Source organism: Meridianimarinicoccus aquatilis (assembly GCF_004358675.1).
In the GTDB taxonomy this organism is placed as follows: Bacteria; Pseudomonadota; Alphaproteobacteria; order Rhodobacterales; family Rhodobacteraceae; genus Meridianimarinicoccus; species Meridianimarinicoccus aquatilis.
This window is the reverse complement of record NZ_SMZO01000005.1, coordinates 15,526-37,587: the sequence shown is the minus strand read 5'-3', so window position 1 is coordinate 37,587 and position 22,062 is coordinate 15,526. Positions and strand designations below refer to the sequence as shown.

The following is a 22,062-nucleotide window of genomic DNA, read 5'->3' as shown; positions in this document are numbered from 1 at the left end:
TGTCTATGACTGAAACGAAACCCATCCCGAATGAAATCCCGCACCTGCTCGTTCACGAGCAGGCCGACAATGTCGGGGTTGTCGTGGTCGAGGGCCTGACCGCCGGAACTGAAATGCTGTGTTGTATCACGCACGACAATTCGACCTTTCGTCTGACCGCCAAACACGATGTGCCGATTGGCCACAAGATCGCACTGGCGGATCTGAAGGCTGGCGATACAGCCACGAAATACGGCGAAGATATCGGCAAGATCATCGCCGATATCGGGCAGGGCGAACACGTCCATACCCACAATTGCAAAACGAAACGCTGGTAAGGAACCCTGAGCATGGCATCGAAATATTCCAATATCACTGTCCATGGCTACCGGCGCGAAAACGGCCGGGTCGGCGTGCGTAACCACGTCATCATCTTGCCGGTGGATGACATTTCCAACGCCGCCTGCGAAGCTGTCGCGAACAACGTCAAAGGCACCATGGCGATCCCGCACGCTTATGGCCGTCTTCAATTTGGCGAAGACCTTGACGTGCACTTCCGGACGATCATCGGGACCGGTGCAAACCCGAATGTCGCCGCTGTTGTGGTGATCGGGATTGAACCGGGTTGGACCAAAAAGATCGCCGACGGCATACGCCTGACCGGCAAGCCCGTCGCGGAATTTTCCATTGAGCAAAAGGGCGATTTCGAAACGATCCGCGCGGCGTCCTGGGCTGCCAAGGACTTTGTCCACCACGCGACCGAAATTCAGCGTGAAGAAGTGTCGATCAACGAGTTGTGGGTGTCCACCAAGTGCGGTGAAAGCGACACGACGACCGGTCTTGGCTCTTGCCCGACAGTCGGCAACATGTACGACAAACTGCTCCCCGAAGGTATCACCGGGTTCTTTGGCGAGACATCCGAAATCACAGGGGCCGAGCACATCTGTAAAGAGCGCGCGATCGACGAAGAGGTCGGCGAGCGTTGGTACAAGATGTGGAAGGCCTATCAGGATGACGTGATCTTCGCCCACCAGACCGATGACCTGTCCGACAGCCAACCAACCAAAGGCAACATCGAGGGCGGTTTGACCACCATCGAAGAAAAGGCCTTGGGCAACCTTGAAAAAATCGGCCGGACGTCCCGCTATATCGACATTCTTGAACCTGCCGAAGCTCCGGGCAAGGGCAATGGTTTGTACTTCATGGATTCGTCTTCGGCAGCGGCAGAGTGCGTCACGCTTATGGCTGCCGGGGGTGCGGTGATCCACACCTTCCCAACAGGACAGGGCAATGTCGTTGGCAACCCGATCGTTCCTGTGATCAAGATCACCGCGAACCCGCGCACTGTGCGCACCATGGGCGAGCACGTGGATTTGGACGTGTCGGGGATCCTGCGCCGCGAGCAAACGATCGACGAGGCGGGCGACGCGCTGATCGAAATGATCCGGCGTACTGCAAACGGTCGCAACACAGCGGCCGAAGCGCTTGGACACCGGGAATTTTCCATGACCAAACTGTATCGCAGCGCGTAAGCTAAGAACTGGCGGCAGGGGTTTCCCTGCCGCTGGTATAAGAGTTTTAACATAGGTTTCACAGTGGCAGACAAAACCCGAATTTCCATTCCGGACGCGAAACAATTGATCACGGCGGCAATGTCGGCAACGGGCGTTCAGATCGACATTGCGGCGAGTGTGGCCGAAGGGCTTGTAGCGGCCGAAGCTGAAGGACAGGTCGGTCACGGGTTTTCGCGGGTTGGCGATTATGCGGCCCAAGTCCGTTCGGGAAAAGTAAATCGAGCAGCCAAAATTACGACCGTGGCGCGCGGCCCTTCTTCACTTTTTATTCATGCCGATGAAGGCTTTGCCTTTCCCGCGCTTGAGGCTGCTCTGTCATCGGGCATACCGTTGGCCAAGGACACGGGTATCGCAATCATGGCGATCGGCAATTCGCACCATTGCGGGGCATTGTCGGTTCAGGTCGATAAAATTGCACAGGCTGGGCTGATTGGTATCATGCTGGCAAATGCACCAAAGGCGATTGCGCCGTGGGGGGGGAATGAACCGCTTTTCGGGACAAACCCCATTGCGTTTGCGACCCCTCAGGCGCACGGGCTGCCATTGGTGATTGATCTCTCTCTGTCTCGCGTTGCTCGGGGCAAGGTAATGAATGCCCATAAGTCGGGCCAGCAGATCCCGCTTGGTTGGGCGCTTGACCCGGATGGTCAGCCGACGACAGACCCGAAAGCCGCGTTGGCGGGAACCATGCTTCCAATTGGCGGAGCAAAGGGCACGGCGCTTGCGCTGATGGTCGAAATCCTCTCCGCTGCCTTCACCGGCAGTGCCTTTAGCCATCAAGCCGGATCATTTTTTGATGCAGAAGGGCCTGCCCCGCGCGTTGGGCAGACCTTGATTGCCATTCGCCCGGATGCGAGCTCGGGCTTTCTTGAGCGGGTCAGCGAGTTGCTCAATACGATCAAGGCGATGGATGGCGTGCGCCTGCCCGGTGATCGGCGGCGCAATGCAATTCAAGCCGCGCAGGATGAAGGGCTTTGGGTATCAACAGCGTATCTGAACCTAACACGGGAGTTGGCCAATGCTGCCTGATGCGATGAGCCCCAAAGCCGACAGGCGGCGGACGTCATGACGGCGTGGTTCTCACCTGAGCGTTGGAAGTCCCGGATTCAATCGCATGTGCCGGGCGTTCTGGTGGCGATCATCATTGCGTTGGCCAGTCGTTTTGTTTCTGAACATTATGGCGCACCGTCGATGTTGCTGGCGCTGTTGTTCGGGATCAGCCTGAATTTTCTGGCGGATGACCCGCGCTGCGGCGCGGGCATAGCCCTGAGTGCGCGGTCCTTTCTGCGCATCGGTGTGGCCTTGCTGGGGCTTCGTATCAGTTTCGAAATGGTCGGCCTTCTTGGATTTCCAATCGTGGCGTTGGTGGTCCTGATGGTGCCGGCCACGATTGGCTTTGGCTTTGTCATTTCCCATTTTTTCGGCTTCCGGGCGCGCTTTGCGTTCCTGTCTGCAGGTGCGGTTGCGATCTGCGGCGCGTCGGCGGCCCTCGCTATTGCGGCGATCCTGCCAAGGGACAAGGACTCGGATGATCGTCTGGTGTTTACGGTTGTCGGTGTGACGATCCTGTCGACAATCGCAATGATCTTGTACCCGATCATCAGCCATGCGCTTGGCTTCAATGATGTGACGGCGGGCATTTACCTGGGGGCGACGATCCACGATGTGGCGCAGGTGGTCGGGGCAGGGTTCTCGATCTCGAATGAGGCGGGAGAGACGGCGACGCTTGTGAAACTGCTGAGGGTCGCGATGTTGGCTCCGGTGGTAATCATCGCGTCCGTAGTTGTCCGGCGATCGTCTGTGAAAGATGAAACGATGGGCCCAAGGCCCCCGTTGATTCCGGGTTTCGTCGTGGCGTTTATCGTGCTCGCAACGTTAAATTCGATGGTCACCTTGCCGACCGGAGCACTAGCTTTGGCCGTCGAAGCGTCGGGGTGGCTTTTGCTGACCGCTATCGCCGCTGTGGGGCTGAAAACGCGCCCAGCTGAAATTCTGAAGGTGGGCAAACCGGCCGCTGCAATGCTTGTGGCTGAAACAGTGTTTCTAGCGGTGATGGTGACGCTTGCGCTGACCCTGCTGCCCATAACACCAACGTGACCCCGGACAAGGACCCAAAAGCCATGATGACTTCTATCCTGATTGCCGTCGCGCTTGATCATGAGCCCATTCTGGATCGGAAAATTGCGCACGCCCGACACAATCTTGCTCCGGGCGGCAAGATCACCTTGATCACCGTCTTGGAACAAGTGAGCGGCTTCACAGCCGAGTTCGTGACGGTGAAATCAGAGAACCACTTGACCGACCGGATCATGTCGCACCTCAAAAGTTTGGCGGGGAATGCGCCTGACATTGACTGTAGGGTGGCATCTGGAAAGGCCGGGGTCCAGATAGCCGCAGTTGCCACCGAAATCGGCGCTGATCTGATCATTGTTGGCGCGCATAATCCGCTTGGTGCCTTGGACTATTTCCTTGGCTCCACGGCGGCGCGGGTTGTGAGGCGCGCCCCGTGTTCCGTGTGCGTTTTGCGATAGTTTTCAGCTGGACCCAGCGATCATCAAGCGCCCCCTGACTTGCAAGGAGAGCCCGGTTTGGCAAAGCGACCGCGAAAGGCACGCGCATCAGGATCCAACGACATGACGCAATTGGCGGGGCATGACGTATCAGCCCCCGGTCAGTGGGACGGTGTAAGCCTTGAAGACCAGCCCTATGACCAGCGGCGCTTGTCTTACGCGTCAACGTTCACCAATCCGGTTCAGCAAGCTATCATTCAGGCAATGGAGTTGCTCACCGCCAAGCCCAAGCTGCTGCAACTGATCCGCCGTTTTGAAACGGCGGGTGTGCCACACGGGCAAGCCTTTTGGGCGCAAGCGTTGCATATTATGGGGATCGATGTTCAGACACCGGCCGATGAGATCGCAAAGATCCCGCCGCACGGCCCGCTGGTCGTGACGGCAAATCATCCCCATGGTCTGGTCGATGGGATGGTTCTTGCGGATCTGATTGGGCGCGTGCGAACCGACTACAAGATCCTCACACGATCGCTGCTGACAGGTCTGGTTGAGATTGATCAGTTCATGTTGCCGGTGCCGTTCGCCCATGATCCTGATGCGCTGCCCAAGAATGTCGAAATGCGTCGACAGGCCATGGCGCATTTGGCGCAAGGTGGCGCGATTGCGCTGTTTCCGGCCGGTGTGGTGGCGTCGGCAGACAATTGGTTTGGCCCTGCGGTTGAACGGGACTGGAATGCCTTTACCGCAAAAATGATACGCCGCTCGAATGCGCGTGTGCTGCCCATCCGGTTTCCGGGTCAGAATAGCCGTGCCTATCAGATTGCGAACTGCCTCTCGCCCACACTGCGGCAGGGGCTACTGCTTTACGAAGTGCGCCACGCGTTGAACAAACCTCAGCGTCCGTTCATCGGCGCGCCGTTGTCGCCAAGTGATTTGGCAGCATGGGCGGATGACCCGATGGGTCTTATGCGGTGGCTGCGCGCGCAAACGCTGGATCTGGGTTAGGCCAACGTATCTTCGCGGCGGGCCTGTGCTGTTTTACGTAACGCTCTGTCCCCCCAGATACCGAAATCATCAAACTGAGAAAGATAAGTCAGGCGCTCAAGCTGCCCCAAATCTGGGCGATTTTTTCGTCTCAGGAAAGAAACCATGCGCCACGGAAAAGAAATCCTTGCGGCACCCCAGCGACTTGGCCAAGCTTCTGGAAAAACCGCACTTCGGAAAGGTTAACATGCCTTTGTTACATTTCGTTGATAGCGGCAAGACTTCAACAAGGAGACGTTCATGACTATCCGACATCTTATGCTGACCAGTGCCCTGACGCTGGTCGCGGCCCCAGCCTTTGCCGCTTGCCCACTTGCCACAGTCGCAGACCCGATGGGACTAACCTCGGCATATCCCCAGCAGTTCGAACTCGAAGAATTCCAGACCGGCGCGGCCTGCGAACTGGAGTTTTCAGAAAACCCGGCAATCGGGGACCTGAACGGTCGCATCCTTGGCAACGACGCGTTGCCCGCAGTCGCAGAGCGCTTGCCAGCAGAGGCGCTGGTGGTGATGCCTTACGATACAATTGGTCAATACGGCGGCGTCATCACCGGTCTGTCCAAGGCAACGGAATCAGGAACCTCTGATCTGCTGTCAGTACGTCACGTCAACTTTGTGCGCTACACGGACGACTTGCAGACGGTTGTGCCGAACATCGCGAAGGCGTGGTCATGGAACGACGACTTTACAGAACTGACCATTTCTTTGCGCGCGGGGCACAAATGGTCTGATGGTGCACCGTTCACTGCGGCAGATGTTGAATTCTGGATGAACGACATCATCCTCAACCCGGATGTGTATGAAAAGACCCCGGATCGTTGGTTGTTCGCCGGTGAGCCAGTCAAGGTTGAGGCTGTCGACGATGTAACGGTCAAAATGACGTTCCCGGTGCCGACACCCGGCATTCTGAATCGCTTTGCCGTTGATTTCGGTCAACCCTTCCAGCCAAAGCACTTCCTTGGACAATTCATGCCCAAGTACAATGAAGGTGCCGAAGCGCTTGCGCAGGAATACGGGTTTGAAAACGCAGCCGCAGCAGTTGATTTCTATTACGGTGGGTCGGACTGGAAAGATGTTCCCAGCCCGCTGTTGAAAGACGCAGACAAGGCCGCCGCCATCGGCCGTGCCGTGGTGCCGACGCTGGAAAGCTACATCGTGGTTGATGAAACCTCTGAGGGCCGCAAGCTTGTCGCCAACCCCTATTTCCACATGGTCGACACTGCCGGCAACCAGTTGCCGTATATTTCGGAAATTGTGGAAACCTATGTCGGGGACAAGGAAGTTCAGAACCTTAAGGTCATGAACGGTGAAGTTGTCTGGAAACAGCAGGCCGTCTTCTTGGAAGATTTCCCATTGCTCAAGGACAACGAAGCCAAGGGGAACTACACGATCCAGTTCGCACCGACCCTTGGCGAGAACGTGTTCTTCTCATTCAACCGCACTCATAAAGACGAAGTTCTGCGCGAGATTTTCAACGATATCCGCTTTAACCGCGCGATGTCGCTGGCAATGAACCGCGATGAAATCAACGAGATCGTTTACCTTGGCCAAGGTACGCCAATGCAAGGTGTGCCCGCCGAACCCAAGACAGTGTCTTTCATTGATGACGAAACACTGACCAAAGACATTGCTTATGATGTTGACGGTGCCAAAGCCTTGTTGGCTGAAATGGGCCTGACTGATGCAGATGGGGATGGCACGCTAGAACGCCCTGATGGCAAGCCTTTGGTCATTCGCCTCGTGTACTCGTCTCAGGGCGTGCCCGTGAAGATGATGGAACTGATCCGTGATTACTGGTCAGCGGTTGGTGTTCGCATCGACGTCAAAGAGGTCACATCCGACGAATATCGCGCGTCGGGCAACAATAACGATCTGGATCTGACCACCTGGAAATATGATGGCAACGCAGGCCCGACCATTTCCCAGGATGTGACCGTCTTTGTTCCGCCATTCGGCGATTTCTTCAACCCGGGCACCGGGTTTGAATGGGCGTCGTGGAAGAAGACCGATGGTGCAGAAGGCATTGAGCCGCCTGCCGATATCCTCAAGCTCTGGGACCTGTCCGAGCAGTTCCTTCAAGTCCAGTTCGGGTCCGAAGAAAGCGACGCGATCGGTGCGGAGATCGTGAAAATCCACACGGACAACATGCTGAAAATCGGCACGGTTGGTGATATCGTTGCGCCCTTCCTGTACCGCAACGATTTGCAGAACGTGAAGCCGATCACATCAAAGACCTATGACTTCTACTGGACTTATCCTTACCGCCCACAACAGTGGTGGCTGGCTCAGTAAACTTGTCATGCCCACCTGCGGCGGCTCGAAAATTTCGCGCTGCTTCAGGTGTGGCCATATCCTCCTTGTGTTGCATGCGGCGCGGGGGCTGGTCCGGGGGCGCGTTGTGCCCCTGGTCCAAACAAGGGACTTTCAATGCTCAGATTCACGGTTGAACGCCTCATAGGCATGGTCGTCACAATGGCGCTCGTGTCGCTGATGGTTTTCATCATCATGGAAATCCCGCCGGGCGACTATGCTGATCGGTACGCGTTTCGAAAGTATTCAGGCACCGGGATCAGTGTGACCGCAGCAGATGTGCAAGCGATCCGCGTCGATCTGGGGTTGGACCGGCCAATGCTGATCCGGTACTTCGATTGGATCGGCGGCATTGTTTTGCGCGGTGATTTCGGCCAGGCGTTCGCTTTTGAAACATCTGTCAACAAGGTGATCGGTGACAAAGTCTGGCTTACGTCGGGCATCTTGTTTGCCACGCTGATCCTGACCTATCTGATCTCTATTCCCATTGGGATTTACGCGGCGGTTCGGCGCGGGTCTGCTGTGGATTACGGTCTGACCGTGTTTTCCTATTTGGGGCTGGCGTTGCCTAATTTTCTGCTGGCGTTGGTCATGCTGTATTTTGCAAACCGCTGGTTCGGATCAGACATTGGGGGCCTCTTTTCTGCACCTTACCGCGACGCCCCGTGGAGCCTTCCGCGCGTGTGGGACATGCTCAAGCATTTGTGGTTGCCAGCCGTTGTGCTGGCTTGGTCTGCGGTTGCCTATCAAATTCAGACGGTGCGCGCGACCATGTCCGACGAATTGAACAAGCTGTCTGTGACTGCTGCCCGTGCGCGGGGCGTGCCCGAAGGACGGCTTTTGCTGAAATACCCTGCGCGCTTGGCGATCAACCCGATTGTGTCCACAATCGGATTTGACGTGAACCGTATTTTTTCAGAGCTGCCGATTGTGGCTGTTGTGCTGGGCCTGACGGAACTGGGCCAGTTGCTGCTGCGGGCCTACCTTGATCTCGATATGAATGTGGCCGGCGCAATCTTGCTGATCCTGACTTTTGCCATCGTGTTCATGAATTTCCTGTCCGATATTCTTCTTGCGTGGCTCGACCCGCGCATCAAGTTGGGAGCCTGATCCATGACCGACCTCCCAGAGCCCGGAAAACCCACGCACATTACCGCCGAAACCCGGCAAGCGGAAAAAGATCGTCAGCGGCGGCTGAAATTCTATTCCGCGTCGCAATGGACCCTTATCTGGTGGCGCTTTCGCCGTCACCGGGCGGCGATGGTGGCGGCTGTGATCCTTGCGACAATGGCTTTGGCTGGTATCTTTGCAGAATTTGTCGCGCCTTACGGAACGACCACCCGAAACACCGGCTATATCGAAGGCCCACCGCAAGTACCGCAATTCTGTGACGATAACGGGTGTTCGATCCGCCCGTTTGTGCATGGCAACAAAACCGAACGTGACCCGATTACATTGCGTGCGATCTCGGTGCCCGACCCGGACATCCGCCACTACGTGTCGCTTTTCGTGCCCGGTGAAACGGTCAAGGTGCTGGGCATCTTCGAGACGGATCGCCACCTGATCGGGTTGGCCGACCCCGAGCTTAAGATCCATTTCTGGGGCACGGATGATCTGGGCCGGGATGTGTTCAGCCGAACGATCTATGCCACGCGGACCTCGCTTTCCATCGGTGTTCTGGGTGTGATGATTTCGTTCGTGCTGGCGCTGATCATCGGCGGTGTGGCGGGCTATGCGGGCGGGTTTCTCGACAATGCCATTCAGCGCGTGACCGAAGTGGTGCGGGTGATCCCGATTATTCCACTTTACATGGGGCTGGCGGCAGCGATGCCAAAGGAATGGTCAACCACGCAGGTGTACTTTGCCATGACGCTTATTCTGGGGCTTTTTGGCTGGCCTACGCTTGCGCGGCGGATCAGGTCGCAACTGCTTTCGATCCGGAACGAGGATTACGTTGTCGCGGCGCGGCTTGCAGGGGCCCGTCCCGGCCGGATCATCGGCCAGCATATGCTGCCCAGTTTCACGAGTTTTATCATCGTCGATCTGGTGATCTCGTTTCCCTATATGATCCTGTCCGAAACCGCGCTTTCCTTTGTTGGGCTTGGGTTGCGTCCGCCGTCGGTGTCTTGGGGCGTTCTGTTGCAACAGGCGCAGTCGGTCCGGGCCATTGAGCAAACACCGTGGCTGTTCATCCCGGCCGGTTTCGTCGTTTTGGCGGTGCTTGCCTTCACGGTGATCGGCGACGGGTTGCGCGATGCGGCCGACCCTTATTCGGAGGCCAAGTAATGTCCCGATTGCTGAGTGTTGAGAACTTGACCATATCATTCCGCACGGATGAGGGCACCATCACACCCGTTCAGGATGTGACCTTTGCCGTGGACAAGGGGCGCACATTGGGGCTGGTCGGCGAATCCGGGTCAGGCAAATCCGTGTCGACCAAGGCGCTGATGCGCTTGCTGCCCCGCACCGCCAGCCTTGGGGCAGACACCAAGATGCATTACACCGCCAAGGACGGGCAGGTCATGCGAATTGAAACACTGTCTGACCGCAGCCGCGAAATCCGGGCGCTGCGCGGCGGTGAAATGGGCATGATCTTTCAAGAACCCATGGCCAGTTTTTCGCCTGTCTACACCATCGGAAACCAGATTATCGAAGCCATCCGGCTGCACCGCCCGATGTCCAAACGCGAGGCGCGTGCTTTCGCAATCGACATGTTGGACAAGGTTGGAATTTCCAACGCCGGGGCGCGGATCGATCAATACGCGCATGAATTGTCCGGCGGGATGCGGCAGCGGGCGATGATCGCGGTTGCCCTGTCTGCCGGTCCCGCGCTGTTGATCGCGGATGAACCGACGACCGCGCTTGATGTGACCATTCAAGCACAGGTTCTGGACCTGATGCGCGATTTGCAGCGCGAACTGGGCATGGGCATGATTTTTATCACCCATGATCTGGGCGTAATTGCGCAGGTCGCCGATGACGTGGCAGTGATGTATCTTGGATCTATCGTGGAACGCGGCCCGGCGCGTGATGTCATTCGCGCGCCCAAGCATCCCTACACCCAAGGCTTGTTGGCGGCGTTGCCAAGCCTCGACACACTGAGCAAGCGGCTGACGCCGATTCCGGGCGAGATCCCGTCGCCCAATGCTCGGCCATCGGGGTGCCCGTTTCACACCCGATGTGCGCAGAAGATTGCAGGCCTGTGCGACAGGAAAATCCCGCGCGAGGTGGTTCCCGAACCCGGTCGGGCAGTGCGCTGCTGGCTTTACGATGAAAACGGGCGGGCCGTTGCATGAGCGATGACCTTTCCGCGTCAAACACACTGCTTGAAGTCAATAACCTGTCGGTGCATTTCCCGGTGACCAAGCGGCGGCTCTTTGGCAGCGACACCCAGATGCTGCGCGCCGTGGACGATGTGAGCTTTGTGATCCATCGGGGCGAAACCGTCGGGCTTGTTGGCGAATCCGGGTCCGGAAAAACCACGGTTGGGCGGGCCATGCTGCGTGCCATTGATCCCACATCTGGCGAAGTGCTGTTTAACACGGCTGCCCCCGATGCGGCGCAAAGCCAGGTCGCTGTGCATACCCTGTCCGGCACCGCCTTGCGCCAGTTCCGGCCACGCATGAGCCTGGTGTTTCAAGACCCGTATTCCAGCCTGAATCCTAGAATGACCGTGCGCGACATCATTGCCGAACCGTTGGTGGCGTCTGGCCTGATGAAAGACCGGGCGCAGATTGACGCGCGCGTACGGGACATCGCGGCGCGCTGCAAACTCAACCTGGAACACCTGCGCCGGTTTCCTCATGCGTTCAGCGGCGGCCAACGGCAGCGCATCTGTATCGCTCGTGCGCTTGTGTCAAAGCCTGAATTTGTGGTCTGCGATGAAAGCGTTTCGGCGCTTGATGTGTCGATTCAAGCCGAAATCGTCAATTTGTTGCGCGACCTTCAAGACGAGATGGGGGTCAGTTTTCTGTTTATTGCCCATGACCTGAGCGTCGTGGCGCAAATCAGTCACCGTGTGGCCGTGATGTATGTGGGCAAGTTCGTTGAATATGCCCCCACAGAGAAGCTTTTTTTCTCACCGCGCCATCCTTATACGCACGCGTTGCTTTCAGCGATCCCGCTTGCGGACCCCGATGCAAACTTTGCGCCGATCCGGCTAAAGGGCGAAATACCGAACCCGCTGACGGCACCATCCGGCTGCCGGTTTCATACTCGATGCCCGTTTGCGAAAGACCGGTGCTCGACAGACGTGCCCGAATGGCGCGAAGTGGCGGCTGAGCATTTCACGGCCTGCCATTTTGCGGAAGAGTTTGACTTTTCCCGGCCCAACGGAAATGCGTCTGAAATCCCCGCATGACACCTGAAGGAAGGAGTGTCCGATGACCCTTGCAGCACTTCCCAAACCCAAGCTCGGCGAGCCGTATTTGCTGACACCGGGTCCGCTGACAACCTCTGCCGAGGTGAAAGAGGCGATGCTGCGCGATTGGGGCAGCTGGGATGGCGATTTTCGCGCCATGACGCGTGAATTGCGGTCCCGCATCTTGGCGATGCTTGGCGCTGGCGCAGACGGGTTTGATTGCGTGCCAATCCAAGGCAGTGGCACCTTCGCGGTCGAGGCGATGCTTGCGTCGTTTGTGCCAAAGACCGGCAAGGTTCTTGTTCTCTGCAATGGCGCTTACGGAAAACGCGCCGTCACAATTCTGGAATATCTCGGCCGAGCCCATGCCGTTCTGGATATGGGCGATTACCTTCCGCCGCGCGGTGCGGATGTGGCCCGCGTGTTGGCAGAGGATGCGGCGATCACCCATGTTCTGGCGGTCCATTGTGAAACCAGCTCGGGCATCCTGAACCCGCTTCAGGAAATCGCCGATGCAACGCAGGCCGCAGGCCGTGCGCTTCTGGTGGACAGCATGTCTGCCTTTGGCGCGGTGCCGTTGGACCCGTCAGTAACCCCGTTTGAGGCTGCGGTAAGTTCAGCCAACAAGTGCATTGAAGGTGTGCCCGGTTTTGGCTTTGTTGTTGCCCGAACCGCAGCGCTGGAAGCGGCAAAGGGCAACAGCCAATCGCTCAGCCTTGATTTGCATGCTCAATGGGCTGTGATGGAACAGACCGGGCAGTGGCGTTTCACGCCCCCGACCCATGTGGTCGCGGCGTTTCTGGTGGCATTACGCGCGCACGAAGCCGAAGGCGGGGTGGCCGCGCGCGGGGCACGATATGCCAACAATCGCGATGTGTTGGTTGCGGGGATGCGCAGGCTGGGGTTTGAAACGCTGTTGCTTGATGACTGGTTGTCACCAATCATCACGACCTTTTTCTGCCCGGCCGATCCGAATTTCGATTTCACGCAGTTCTATGACCGCATGAAGGCCCGTGGCTTCATTTTGTATCCCGGCAAGCTCACCCGCGCAGAGAGCTTTCGTATTGGGCATATCGGGCACGTCGACGGTGCCGTGATGCAAGCCGTTGTGGACGCAGCTTCAGATGTCCTGACAGAGATGAATGTGAGCAGTGCAGCGCCCTCGACGGCCAGCCTTGCGGAACGACAAGCGCACGGGGAATGATGCGCCACAAAAGGAACTTCCTATGACGAATTTCAAAGCCGCCGTTTTTGACTGGGCCGGAACCACGGTCGATTTCGGATCGTTTGCGCCCATGGGCGTGTTCGTGAAGGCCTTTGCCAAGTTTGGTGTCACGGCCACGATCGAGCAGGCGCGCGGGCCAATGGGATCGCCCAAATGGGACCACATTCGCGCGATGATGGACATGGCCGATATCGCCGCCCAATGGGAAGCGGCGCAGGGCGCTGCGCCAACTGATGCGGATGTGGACAAAGTGTACGAGATATTTGTGCCAATGAACGAAGAGGTCGCCGCGGATTATGCCGATCTGGTGCCCGGTTGCCTTGAGGCGATCAACGAATTGCGGGCAATGGGGCTTAAGATCGGGTCTACGACTGGCTACACCCGGTCTATCATGGAGCGGGTTTTGCCGGTTGCCGCCGCGCAAGGCTACGAGCCAGACAATCTTGTTTGTTCAGACGATCTGCCCGAAGGGCGGCCCGGTCCGCTTGGAATGTACAAGTGCTTTGTCGATCTTGTGGCGTATCCGCCAAGTGCGGTCATAAAGGTGGATGATACCGAACCGGGTATCCGCGAAGGTGTTGCGGCGGGCTGTGTCACCGTCGGCGTCGCGCTTTCCGGAAACGCCGTTGGCAAGACACCTGATGAGCTTGCAGCCATGTCACCCGATGCCGTGAACGCCCTTCGGGACGCGGCGACGGCTATCCTCAAGGCCGCGGGGGCGGATCATGTCATCGACACGGTGGCTGATCTTCCGGCTTTGGTGCGCGAACTCAGCGCCTGACCAAACACGGAAAGTGCCAATGCCCCGCAACTTGCTGTTCATCGTGCTGGACCAATTTCGGGCCGATTTGCTGACGGGTCCGATGGCGGACTGTGTGCCACTGCCGAACCTGCGGCGGTTTGCGCAGCAGTCGCTGAGCTTCACCAATCACCATACGGTCATGGTGCCCTGCGGTCCGTCTCGTGCCAGCCTGTTGACGGGGCAATATGCGATGACCCATCGGTCGGTGCATAACGGAACCCCGCTGCCCGATCACATCCCCAACATCGCCACCGGATTGCGCAGCGTGGGGCGCGAGTTGCTTTTGTTCGGCTACACCGACACACAGCCCGACCCGACACATCTGCACCCCAATGACCCGGCACGGCGATCTTATACCGGTCCGATAAAGGGGATCACAGAGGTCGTCGAGATGCGTGAGGAGGGCTGGGCATGGCTCGCGCATTTGCGGGGGCAGGGCTATGATGTGCCTGATGCGGATGCCTCGGATTTTGATCGGCTGTATCGCCCAAAAGATGGGGTATTGGGCGGCCCTGCTCTTTACGAGGCAAAGGACAGTGACACCGCTTATCTGACAGACCAAACCATCCGGCATCTTGACGTGCGAAAGGCGCGCCCGTGGTCGGCGATGGTGACGTATATCCGCCCCCATCCGCCGTTCGTGGCACCAAGCCCTTGGCATAGTTTGGTTGACCCCAAATCAGTGCCGACACCGGCACAAGGATCCACGGCGCACCCATTTTTTGCGGCCTATCACGCGGCGCCAAGTTCCAGCGGGATGTTCTGGGGCTTTGACGGGGATCATTCCACGCTGACCCCGGCGCAGATTGCTATCATCCGGGCGACCTATCTCGGCCTCGCGGCAGAAGTCGATTATCACATCGGGCGGTTGCTGGACTGGTTGGAGGCCATAGGCCAAGCGGATGATACCATGGTTGTACTGACCGCTGATCACGGCGAGATGCTGGGCGATCTGGGACTTTGGGGCAAGCGGACACCATTTCGCGCGGCATCACATGTGCCGTTGATGATCCGGGCGCCGGGCCTCGGTGCTGGTACGGTCGACGCGCCGTCGCGGTCCGTTGATCTTGCGCCAACCTTGCTGGATGCATTTGGGGCGCGGGTGCCATGTCAGATGCAAGGGCAAAAGCTTACGTCCGCAGGGTTGCCGGCCGACACCCCCGTCATGGTCGAAATGGACTTGGGCGAAATGTCTGGCGGCGGCCGGTTCGAGCGCGCTTGGAACGCAGGGGCTTCAGCGTGTCGCGCAGTGGCATTCGAAACCGGCGGCAGGCGGCTTGTGCACTTCGCAGGCCATCAGCCATCGATGTTGTTTGACATCGCTGCTGACCCTGATTGCGCGGAAGACCTTGCCGCGAATGATCCGCAGACCGTCGCGCGACTGACTTCGGAACTGCTGAGTTTTCGAATGCGACACGCGGGTTCCTATTTCTGAGTTTGTCGGCGGATAGAAAATTCAATTGTAGAATGTCAGACCAATCTGACCTTGCCGTCGCAAACGGACCCAGACCGCGGTTTATTCTGGTTTTTTCCGTGCGACATGATCGGGCGCTGAGTTTCTGGTCTGGCTTGGTTGCACCGGTCCGTAGCAGGTTGAGGCCACACATCATGGCCCAGCCAAACACTCCTGCCAAGAAGCCCAAACGCGGACGTCTCAGGTTTTACGTCGGGGGTCGCACAAGGGTGTTTGGACCCACGGTTTGATGCTGTGATGCTCTCGAAGGAATGGCAGGAAGCATTATGGGACAAGTTCGTCACAGGAGCGCCTTGATCACGTATGCCGTCAGAGCGAATACAGCGATTGCAAGCTTCGCTTGCGGAAGTCTGCCAAGAGTTCGACAGCACCGACGTCATGACCGCACACAACTTCGCACGCAGGTTAAAGGCTCTCAACCGTCTCACGCCCTACGAACACGTCCGCAACGTCTGATCTGGCTTACCCGTTGAACGGGTCCCGTCAGGCTAAGCGCGGGGCCGACCTTGCAAGCATCTGGACGACATCCGCGCTTTATTGTGTCCTCAACTTTTGCCGAATCGACACCTGCATTATCGCGAAATGACGGGTTCGCAGGTGAGATCGCCGCGTCGTCGGTCCAGGCCTTGGGGCAGTGCGCTGATGTCACGTTGTGGCCCACTCAAGCAGATGGTTGGTCCAGATTTGGCCAGCATCGCCTTTACGCAGACCAACAAGAGCCCGGGCGGCGATTGCGTTGAACATGTAACCGAGGCGAGTGTTAAGCGTGCCCTCGGCCAAGTCTGGAACGCGATCACCGCGGTAGGCGGGCAAAAGTCCTGCAAAGCGAAAACCGTCAACCGGATCTCAACAAAACCCAACCGTCCCGGGTGCTGTCAGAACGCGGACGTGTTTTTCGTAGCATTCGTGTGGCGCGGACACATTGACCTGATTGCAGCATGGTCACGGAAGAAAGATCGCTTTGACGTTGACGAATTCTTTCATCCCGAAACCGCCATGTTCGCGCCCGTACCCAGAGTCTTTAATACCACCAAACGGCATGTTTGGATCAGCAGCCCCGAAGGAATTGATGCGGATCATCCCGGTGTCGAAATGGTCGCGCGCCAGCTTGAGTGCGCGCTCTTCGTCTTTGCAGAAGATGCCGCCGCCGAGGCCATACCTGCTGTCGTTGGCGATGCGCATGGCGTCTTCGTCGTCCTTGGCGCGGATCACCGCAGCCACCGGACCGAAGATTTCGTCGTCATACGCAGGCATCCCCGGCACAACGTCGGCGAGCACCGTTGCGGGGTAATACGCTCCCGTACGGTCAGGGGCAGTGCCACCGCATAGCGCTTTTGCACCCTTGGCCACGCTTTGATCCACCTGCTTTTTGACCGTGGCGAACTGATCTTCGCTCGACAGTGGGCCAAGTTTGGTGTCGTCCATTGTCGGATCGCCCATTTTGATCGCGGTCATCTGATCCACGAACGCCGAAATGAAGGCGTCATAGACCTTGTCGGTCACGACGAACCGCTTGGCCGACACACAGGTTTCGCCGTTGTTGTATAGCCGTCCCATGACAGAAAACTTGACCGCCGTTTCGATGTCGGCGTCTTCAAGTACCAAATAGGCATCGTTGGAACCCAGCTCCAAAACCGTCTTTTTCAGCGCCTTGGAAGCGACGCTGCCTATGTGCCGTCCCGCGTCATCGCTGCCTGTCATCGTTACGCCGCTCACCAATCGATGTTCAATCAGCCGGTCACTGGTGTCGTGGTCGATTAGGATGACTTGAAACAGGTCCTCCGGCAGGCCCGCCTCAATGCACAGATCGCGCAGGCGAAGACCCGATCCAGTGCAGATGCTGGCATGTTTCAGCACGCATGCATTGCCAGCCATCAAGTTTGCGGCCAGGACGCGAACCGGTTGATAAAGGGGAAAGTTCCACGGCTGGATGGAGTAAATCACGCCAATCGGTTGATAAGTGACGACACCGCGCGCGCCGTCAGCCCCGTGGGTACGCTCTTCATCTGCCAAAGTGTCAGGACCGTGTTCGGCAGTGTAGTCAAAGATCGCGGCGCAGATTTCCACCTCTGTCAGGCCATCCTTCAACAACTTTCCGGTCTCGCGCGTCATCAGGGCCGCAAGTTCGTCTGCATTGTCGCGAAGCACTTTCGCGATCCGGGTCAAGTATGGCGCGCGCTCGGTATGGGGCAGCTTTCGCCACTCCAGAAAAGCAGCGTGCGCGGCCTTCAACTTTTGCAGGGCCTCTTGCTCTGTCATGAGTGGATAGGTTTCGATCATCTCGCCCGTCGCCGGATTTGTTGTCGTGATCGTTGACATGTTGGCTCCTTTATTCACTGAAGAAGCAACCACGGCGGAGGCAATGAGTTCCGAGCTTAGGGGCGGCAGTCTGGCGGTATTGGTGGGGGAATGCATCGCATGAACGGCGACCAGTGAGCATCACGCAGGCCACGACATGCCACGAATATCTCGGAAAGTCAGCGCAGTAGACCCCTTTTCCCGTGATCAACAGCTTTCATCAATCGGGCCTTGCGGATCATGGGCCGACGCCATCCGAGATCACCGAGACGTTATCGCAAGCCTCGCAGAAAGCGCCCCAATCCTATGGGTCTCGGCGGACACAGGTGTTATGTGCGATCTTCGGCGCAGCGTGCCGATGCTCGGGGTATCTGCCCTATGAAGACGTACTGTTCGGCTTTGGAGAATGCGGTGCTCGCCGAGTACCCAATAGCGATTGATGCTCAGGGGGCGGCGGTTTGCGTCGCTGAAGCCACAATCGCCCGTAACCGCGACACCAAACCTTGGAGATTTCGAAATGGCGACCACCGGTAAGCAACTGTTCACAACACTGGAAGCGGATGGCACGCTGACCGTTGCGATCGAGGACGTGACCTTTCCCGATCCGTCTGGCAACCAAGTGCTCGTGAGAATGGAGGCGGCACCGATCAACCCGTCTGACCTCGCCATTCTCGTCGGTGGGGCCGATGTTGAAAATGCCAGCTATTCGTCTGGCAAATTCGTTGCGACCGTGCCCGAACCGGCAAACGCGGGCTCACGAGCGCGGCATGGCCTGAAACTGCCTGCTGGAAACGAAGGTGCCGGTACGGTTGTCGCCGCGGGCGATGGTGACGCAGCGAAAGCGCTGGTCGGGCAGCGCGTCTCTTGCGTTCCGGGAAATGCCTACAGCCAGTACTGCATCGCAGATGCAGCCATGTGCCTGCCGCTGGGCGACCATTCCGCCGAAGAAGGCGCGAGCGCTTTCGTAAATCCCATGACGGCTTTGGGGTTTGTCGAAAATGCCAAGGCCGACGGGCAGGATGCGATCCTTCACACGGTCGGGGCGTCCAACCTTGGCCAGATGCTGACCCGTATTTGCAAAGAGGATGGCATTGGTCTGGTCAATATCGTGCGTAAGGACAGCCAGGTTGATCTGCTTGAAAAGCTTGGGTCCACCCATGTCGTCAACTCGTCGGATGACGACTTCATGAAGCACTTGCGCGCGGCAATTGAGGACACAGGTGCCTTCTATGGTTTCGATCCGGTGGGCGGCGGCCAGACGGTCGACACGGCCTTCAGGGCGATGGAGCAGGTTGCGGTAAAACAGATGACAGAGTTCTCGCGCTATGGCTCGACCCAGCCGAAGCGCATGTTCATCTATGGCCGTTTGGATACTGGTTCGACGGTGCTGACACCAAGCTACGGCTTTGGCTGGACCCTCTCGGGTTGGCTGCTGTTTCCCTTCCTCCAGTCGGCCGGACAGGACATCGTCACCCGCATGCGCAAGCGGGTGCGCGACAATCTCACAACCACCTTTGCCAGCCATTATAAAATGCGCGTCAATCTCGACGAGATGCTTACGAAAGAGGCCGTGATGGACTATCGCACAATGAAGACAGGTGAGAAATATCTCGTTACACCTTGGTCGTGATGATGACGCCGAAGTGGCCCCGTCGCATCGGGGCTCCTTCGGCTTCGGATAGAGGTTGAATGCTAGGAGCGGACCACAAAATAACGGGGCCTGCATACTTAACTGGCCGAAATTGACTTGACGGTCCCACGTGTTTTGGCTGGCTTAATACCAGGAGCAGGGATTAGGCGCATGTCAGATACGCTTAGGACATTTGAGTACTTCCAGAAATTCCCAAATGAAGAAGCCGCGCGCAATTTCTTTGAGAAACGTCGCTGGAATGATGAGCCTGTTTGTGACCACTCCGGTGCGGTTTCTGTTACTGAGTGCAAAGACCATAAGCCAATGGCTTTTCGCTGCAAAGATTGCCGCAAGCATTTCAGCGTTCGCATAGGCACGGGTCTTGCTGAAAGCCGCCTTCCTCTACTTAAGTCGTTGTTGGCAATCTACATGCTGACCAACGCCCGCAAGGGCATCCCAAGCACTCAGATGGCCCGCGAATTGGGTGTCACTCAGAAAACAGCATGTTTCCTTGCGCAGCGCATCCGCGAACATGGATGAACGGCAACAACGACAAGATGGACGGTCAAGTCCAAGTGGACGAAACCTGCGTGGGCGGCAAAGAAAAGAACAAACACGCTGATAAGAAGCTTCACGCGGGTCGCGGTGCTGTTAGCAAAACCGCAGTCATGGGTATGCGTGACGAGAATGGCGTAGTTCGCGCCAGACCGATCAAGCGCACCAATGCGGCCACTCTGGTTGGTTTCGTGCAAGACAACGCCCCAGAAGGCGGCACAGTGGTTACAGACGAGTTCCGCTTCTACAATGTCCTTGGCGCATTGGGCTACACTCACAAGACAATGCGCCACTCTGCTGGCGAGTATGTCCGCGACATGGCTCACACCAACGGGATCGAAAGCTTCTGGTCACTGCTCAAGCGCGGTTACATCGGCGTCTACCACTACATGAGCGAACAGCACTTGCACCGTACGTGAACGCGTATTCGTTCCGCCACAACACTTCAAAAGTTGGCACAATTAACATCACCAACTTTCAGACCTATCTCCGCTGTCCTGACGTTGCTGCACTGGGCAGCGCTGCATGACTGGGGCGGCCTTGGTCCCGCGTTGGTCCATTTCGTCCCGCTTGGCCTGCTGGAGGCCTACCGCGTTTGGTACTGGTACGTGCGCCCAAGAGCGCAGGTGGCGTGAAAACCTTCTGCCTTCTGCCGTTGCAGGCTGCAGGGTCGTAAGCCGGGTCATCCTGCGTGCAAACCCTTGCGCCTTCAGGCAAATGCGCTGTGCCGTGTGCCACACTCCGTTGATGGGAGTCCATTTTCAGCGTTGCATCGTCGAAGATGCTCGGGCCACGCACTTTGACCTTACATATTTACAAAACTAGAAATATAGTTGTTTATGAGGTATGTCTACTACAAGCCCCCATGCACGCGCCCTTGCAGCCCTTGGCCATGATGCACGCCTTTCCATTTTTCGACTGCTCGTAAAGGCAGGTGAAGACGGGCTGCGTGTTGGCGATATCGGCGAACATCTGGGGTTGGCCCCGTCCACCTTGGCCCATCACTTGTCGTCCCTCGTGGACGCGGAACTGGTTATTCAGGAAAAAAGGGGACGCGAAGTATTCAACAGAGTCGATTATCCCGCGATGCACCGGGTCCTCAACTTCCTAATGTCGGAATGTTGTGAGGGTGTTCTTGCGCCGAAGGAGGCCGAGTGATGCCAGTAGGTATTTTTGGAAACCAAAAACACCGCCAATACCGGAGATATAGTAATGTCTGAGCTTGTGACCTCTCAGCCGGCGATAGGGCCTGCCGTGCGCCGTGTGTGGAAGCAGCAAGGCGTTTGGCTCGCCTCTGTGTTGATCTTGGCCATCCTTGCGATCTTGGATTTCACTCAGGCCGTGGAAAGTGCCCGGTTCGTGGCTGCCGCGCTGCTTCAAACGGCGCCCTATCTTCTGCTGTCGATCGGGATCGCGGCTTGGGCTGGGGCAACCGGCGCAGACAACCTGATTGCCAAGGCGTTTACCGGATCGCCCGTGCTGATGATCGGGCTGGGTGCGCTGGCCGGTGGTTTGTCGCCGTTCTGTTCTTGCGGTGTCATCCCGCTTATCGCGGCGCTGTTGGCAATGGGCGTGCCATTGTCTGCGGTCATGGCATTCTGGCTGGCGTCGCCAATCATGGACCCGTCCATGTTTATCTTGACCATGGGCGTTCTGAATCTGGAGTTTGCGTTTGCAAAAACGGTGGCGGCCATAGGGCTTGGTGTCTTTGGCGGAACAATCGTTCATCTTTTAGCAAAAAGCGGGGCGCTTGCGCATCCATTGCGGGATGGCATCGGCAACGGGGGGTGTGGCGGTGCAAAGGTGCGTGGGCCAAAGCCGGTCGTCTGGCAATTCTGGAATGATCCGGCGCGGCGTGCAACTTTTGGGAAAACAGCCTGGTCCACTACCCTTTTTCTGGCAAAGTGGCTGACGCTTGCTTTTGTGATTGAAAGCCTGATGTTGGCTTGGATTCCCGCTGAAACGGTAACGTCTGTTCTTGGTGGTCAGGGCGTTGGTCCCATTGCAGTGGCCACGCTGGTGGGTGTGCCTGCCTATTTGAATGGCTATGCCGCATTGCCGCTTGTGGGCGGTTTGATCGACCAGGGGATGGCACCGGGCGCAGGTCTTGCGTTTCTTGTGGCGGGCGGTGTGACATCGATCCCTGCGGCGATGGCGGTTTGGGCGCTGGCGCGTCCGCCTGTATTTGCCCTCTACATTTCGCTGTCATTGTCAGGGGCTTTTGCTGCGGGGCTACTGTTCCAGCTTTGGCATTTGCTTTGAACCAAAAGGCCGTGGCGGGCGCTTTACCTTCCCACGGCC

General features: G+C 57.7%; 18 protein-coding genes and 1 pseudogene. 18 read left to right on the top strand and 1 reads right to left on the bottom strand.

Features of this window, described 5'->3' with window-relative positions; all coding sequences use genetic code 11:
* Positions 1-5 precede the first annotated feature (5 nt).
* The 14 genes from E2L05_RS03340 (at position 6) to E2L05_RS03275 (ending at position 15,239) form a co-directional block, all read left to right on the top strand.
* Complete coding sequence (locus tag E2L05_RS03340; protein WP_133341479.1) at positions 6-317, top strand: UxaA family hydrolase; 312 nt, start codon at positions 6-8, stop codon at positions 315-317.
* 12 nt (positions 318-329) lie between these two features.
* On the top strand, positions 330-1,511 hold the full coding sequence (locus E2L05_RS03335; protein ID WP_133341478.1) for a UxaA family hydrolase: 1,182 nt from the start codon (positions 330-332) through the stop codon (positions 1,509-1,511).
* Between the two features lie 63 nt (positions 1,512-1,574).
* The gene (locus E2L05_RS03330; RefSeq protein ID WP_243721849.1) at positions 1,575-2,582 is read left to right on the top strand and encodes an Ldh family oxidoreductase; all 1,008 of its coding nucleotides are present in this window, start codon (positions 1,575-1,577) and stop codon (positions 2,580-2,582) included.
* A 36-nt stretch (positions 2,583-2,618) separates the two neighbouring features.
* Positions 2,619-3,650: a YeiH family protein gene (locus E2L05_RS03325; RefSeq protein WP_133341477.1), complete on the top strand. Its 1,032-nt coding sequence runs from the start codon at positions 2,619-2,621 to the stop codon at positions 3,648-3,650.
* A 23-nt stretch (positions 3,651-3,673) separates the two neighbouring features.
* On the top strand, positions 3,674-4,084 hold the full coding sequence (locus tag E2L05_RS03320) for a universal stress protein (RefSeq protein WP_133341476.1): 411 nt from the start codon (positions 3,674-3,676) through the stop codon (positions 4,082-4,084).
* A 102-nt stretch (positions 4,085-4,186) separates the two neighbouring features.
* The gene (locus E2L05_RS03315; protein ID WP_133341475.1) at positions 4,187-5,068 is read left to right on the top strand and encodes a lysophospholipid acyltransferase family protein; all 882 of its coding nucleotides are present in this window, start codon (positions 4,187-4,189) and stop codon (positions 5,066-5,068) included.
* A 279-nt stretch (positions 5,069-5,347) separates the two neighbouring features.
* Entirely contained in the window at positions 5,348-7,399 is a 2,052-nt protein-coding gene (locus E2L05_RS03310) for an ABC transporter substrate-binding protein (RefSeq protein WP_133341474.1), read from the top strand.
* A 135-nt stretch (positions 7,400-7,534) separates the two neighbouring features.
* Positions 7,535-8,527, top strand: coding sequence for an ABC transporter permease (locus E2L05_RS03305; RefSeq protein WP_243721848.1), 993 nt, complete (start codon positions 7,535-7,537; stop codon positions 8,525-8,527).
* A 3-nt stretch (positions 8,528-8,530) separates the two neighbouring features.
* Positions 8,531-9,703: an ABC transporter permease gene (locus E2L05_RS03300; protein WP_133341473.1), complete on the top strand. Its 1,173-nt coding sequence runs from the start codon at positions 8,531-8,533 to the stop codon at positions 9,701-9,703.
* The gene (locus tag E2L05_RS03295; RefSeq protein ID WP_243721847.1) at positions 9,703-10,713 is read left to right on the top strand and encodes an ABC transporter ATP-binding protein; all 1,011 of its coding nucleotides are present in this window, start codon (positions 9,703-9,705) and stop codon (positions 10,711-10,713) included. Before E2L05_RS03300 ends, E2L05_RS03295 begins: the two co-directional genes overlap by 1 nt.
* The gene (locus E2L05_RS03290) at positions 10,710-11,777 is read left to right on the top strand and encodes an ABC transporter ATP-binding protein (protein WP_133341472.1); all 1,068 of its coding nucleotides are present in this window, start codon (positions 10,710-10,712) and stop codon (positions 11,775-11,777) included. The genes E2L05_RS03295 and E2L05_RS03290 overlap by 4 nt, the downstream gene beginning before the upstream one ends.
* 22 nt (positions 11,778-11,799) lie before the next feature.
* A complete protein-coding gene (locus E2L05_RS03285; protein ID WP_133341471.1) occupies positions 11,800-12,981 on the top strand; it encodes a 2-aminoethylphosphonate--pyruvate transaminase in 1,182 nt (393 codons plus the stop codon).
* A gap of 22 nt (positions 12,982-13,003) precedes the next feature.
* Positions 13,004-13,783 (top strand): phosphonoacetaldehyde hydrolase, encoded by a 780-nt coding sequence (gene phnX, locus E2L05_RS03280; protein ID WP_133341470.1) that lies wholly within the window; start codon positions 13,004-13,006, stop codon positions 13,781-13,783.
* A 19-nt stretch (positions 13,784-13,802) separates the two neighbouring features.
* Complete coding sequence (locus tag E2L05_RS03275) at positions 13,803-15,239, top strand: sulfatase-like hydrolase/transferase (protein WP_165971677.1); 1,437 nt, start codon at positions 13,803-13,805, stop codon at positions 15,237-15,239.
* Positions 15,240-16,220: 981 nt separating this feature from the next.
* Here the strand turns inward: E2L05_RS03275 and E2L05_RS03270 are convergent.
* Positions 16,221-17,597, bottom strand: coding sequence for an NAD-dependent succinate-semialdehyde dehydrogenase (locus E2L05_RS03270; protein WP_133341468.1), 1,377 nt, complete (start codon positions 17,595-17,597; stop codon positions 16,221-16,223).
* Between the two features lie 496 nt (positions 17,598-18,093).
* On the opposite strand from E2L05_RS03270, the gene E2L05_RS03265 reads away from it, so the two are divergent.
* The 4 genes and pseudogenes from E2L05_RS03265 to E2L05_RS03245 all read left to right on the top strand — a co-directional run bounded on the left by E2L05_RS03265 (position 18,094) and on the right by E2L05_RS03245 (position 22,023).
* Positions 18,094-19,206 carry a zinc-binding dehydrogenase gene (locus E2L05_RS03265; RefSeq protein WP_133341467.1) on the top strand — a complete coding sequence of 371 codons (1,113 nt, stop codon included), beginning with the start codon at positions 18,094-18,096 and terminating at the stop codon, positions 19,204-19,206.
* A 171-nt stretch (positions 19,207-19,377) separates the two neighbouring features.
* A pseudogene (locus tag E2L05_RS03260) lies at positions 19,378-20,290 on the top strand (IS1595 family transposase).
* Positions 20,291-20,607: 317 nt separating this feature from the next.
* A complete protein-coding gene (locus E2L05_RS03250) occupies positions 20,608-20,919 on the top strand; it encodes an ArsR/SmtB family transcription factor (protein WP_133341466.1) in 312 nt (103 codons plus the stop codon).
* A 54-nt stretch (positions 20,920-20,973) separates the two neighbouring features.
* Positions 20,974-22,023, top strand: a complete 1,050-nt coding sequence (locus tag E2L05_RS03245) for a permease (RefSeq protein ID WP_133341465.1) — start codon at positions 20,974-20,976, stop codon at positions 22,021-22,023.
* Positions 22,024-22,062: the final 39 nt, after the last annotated feature.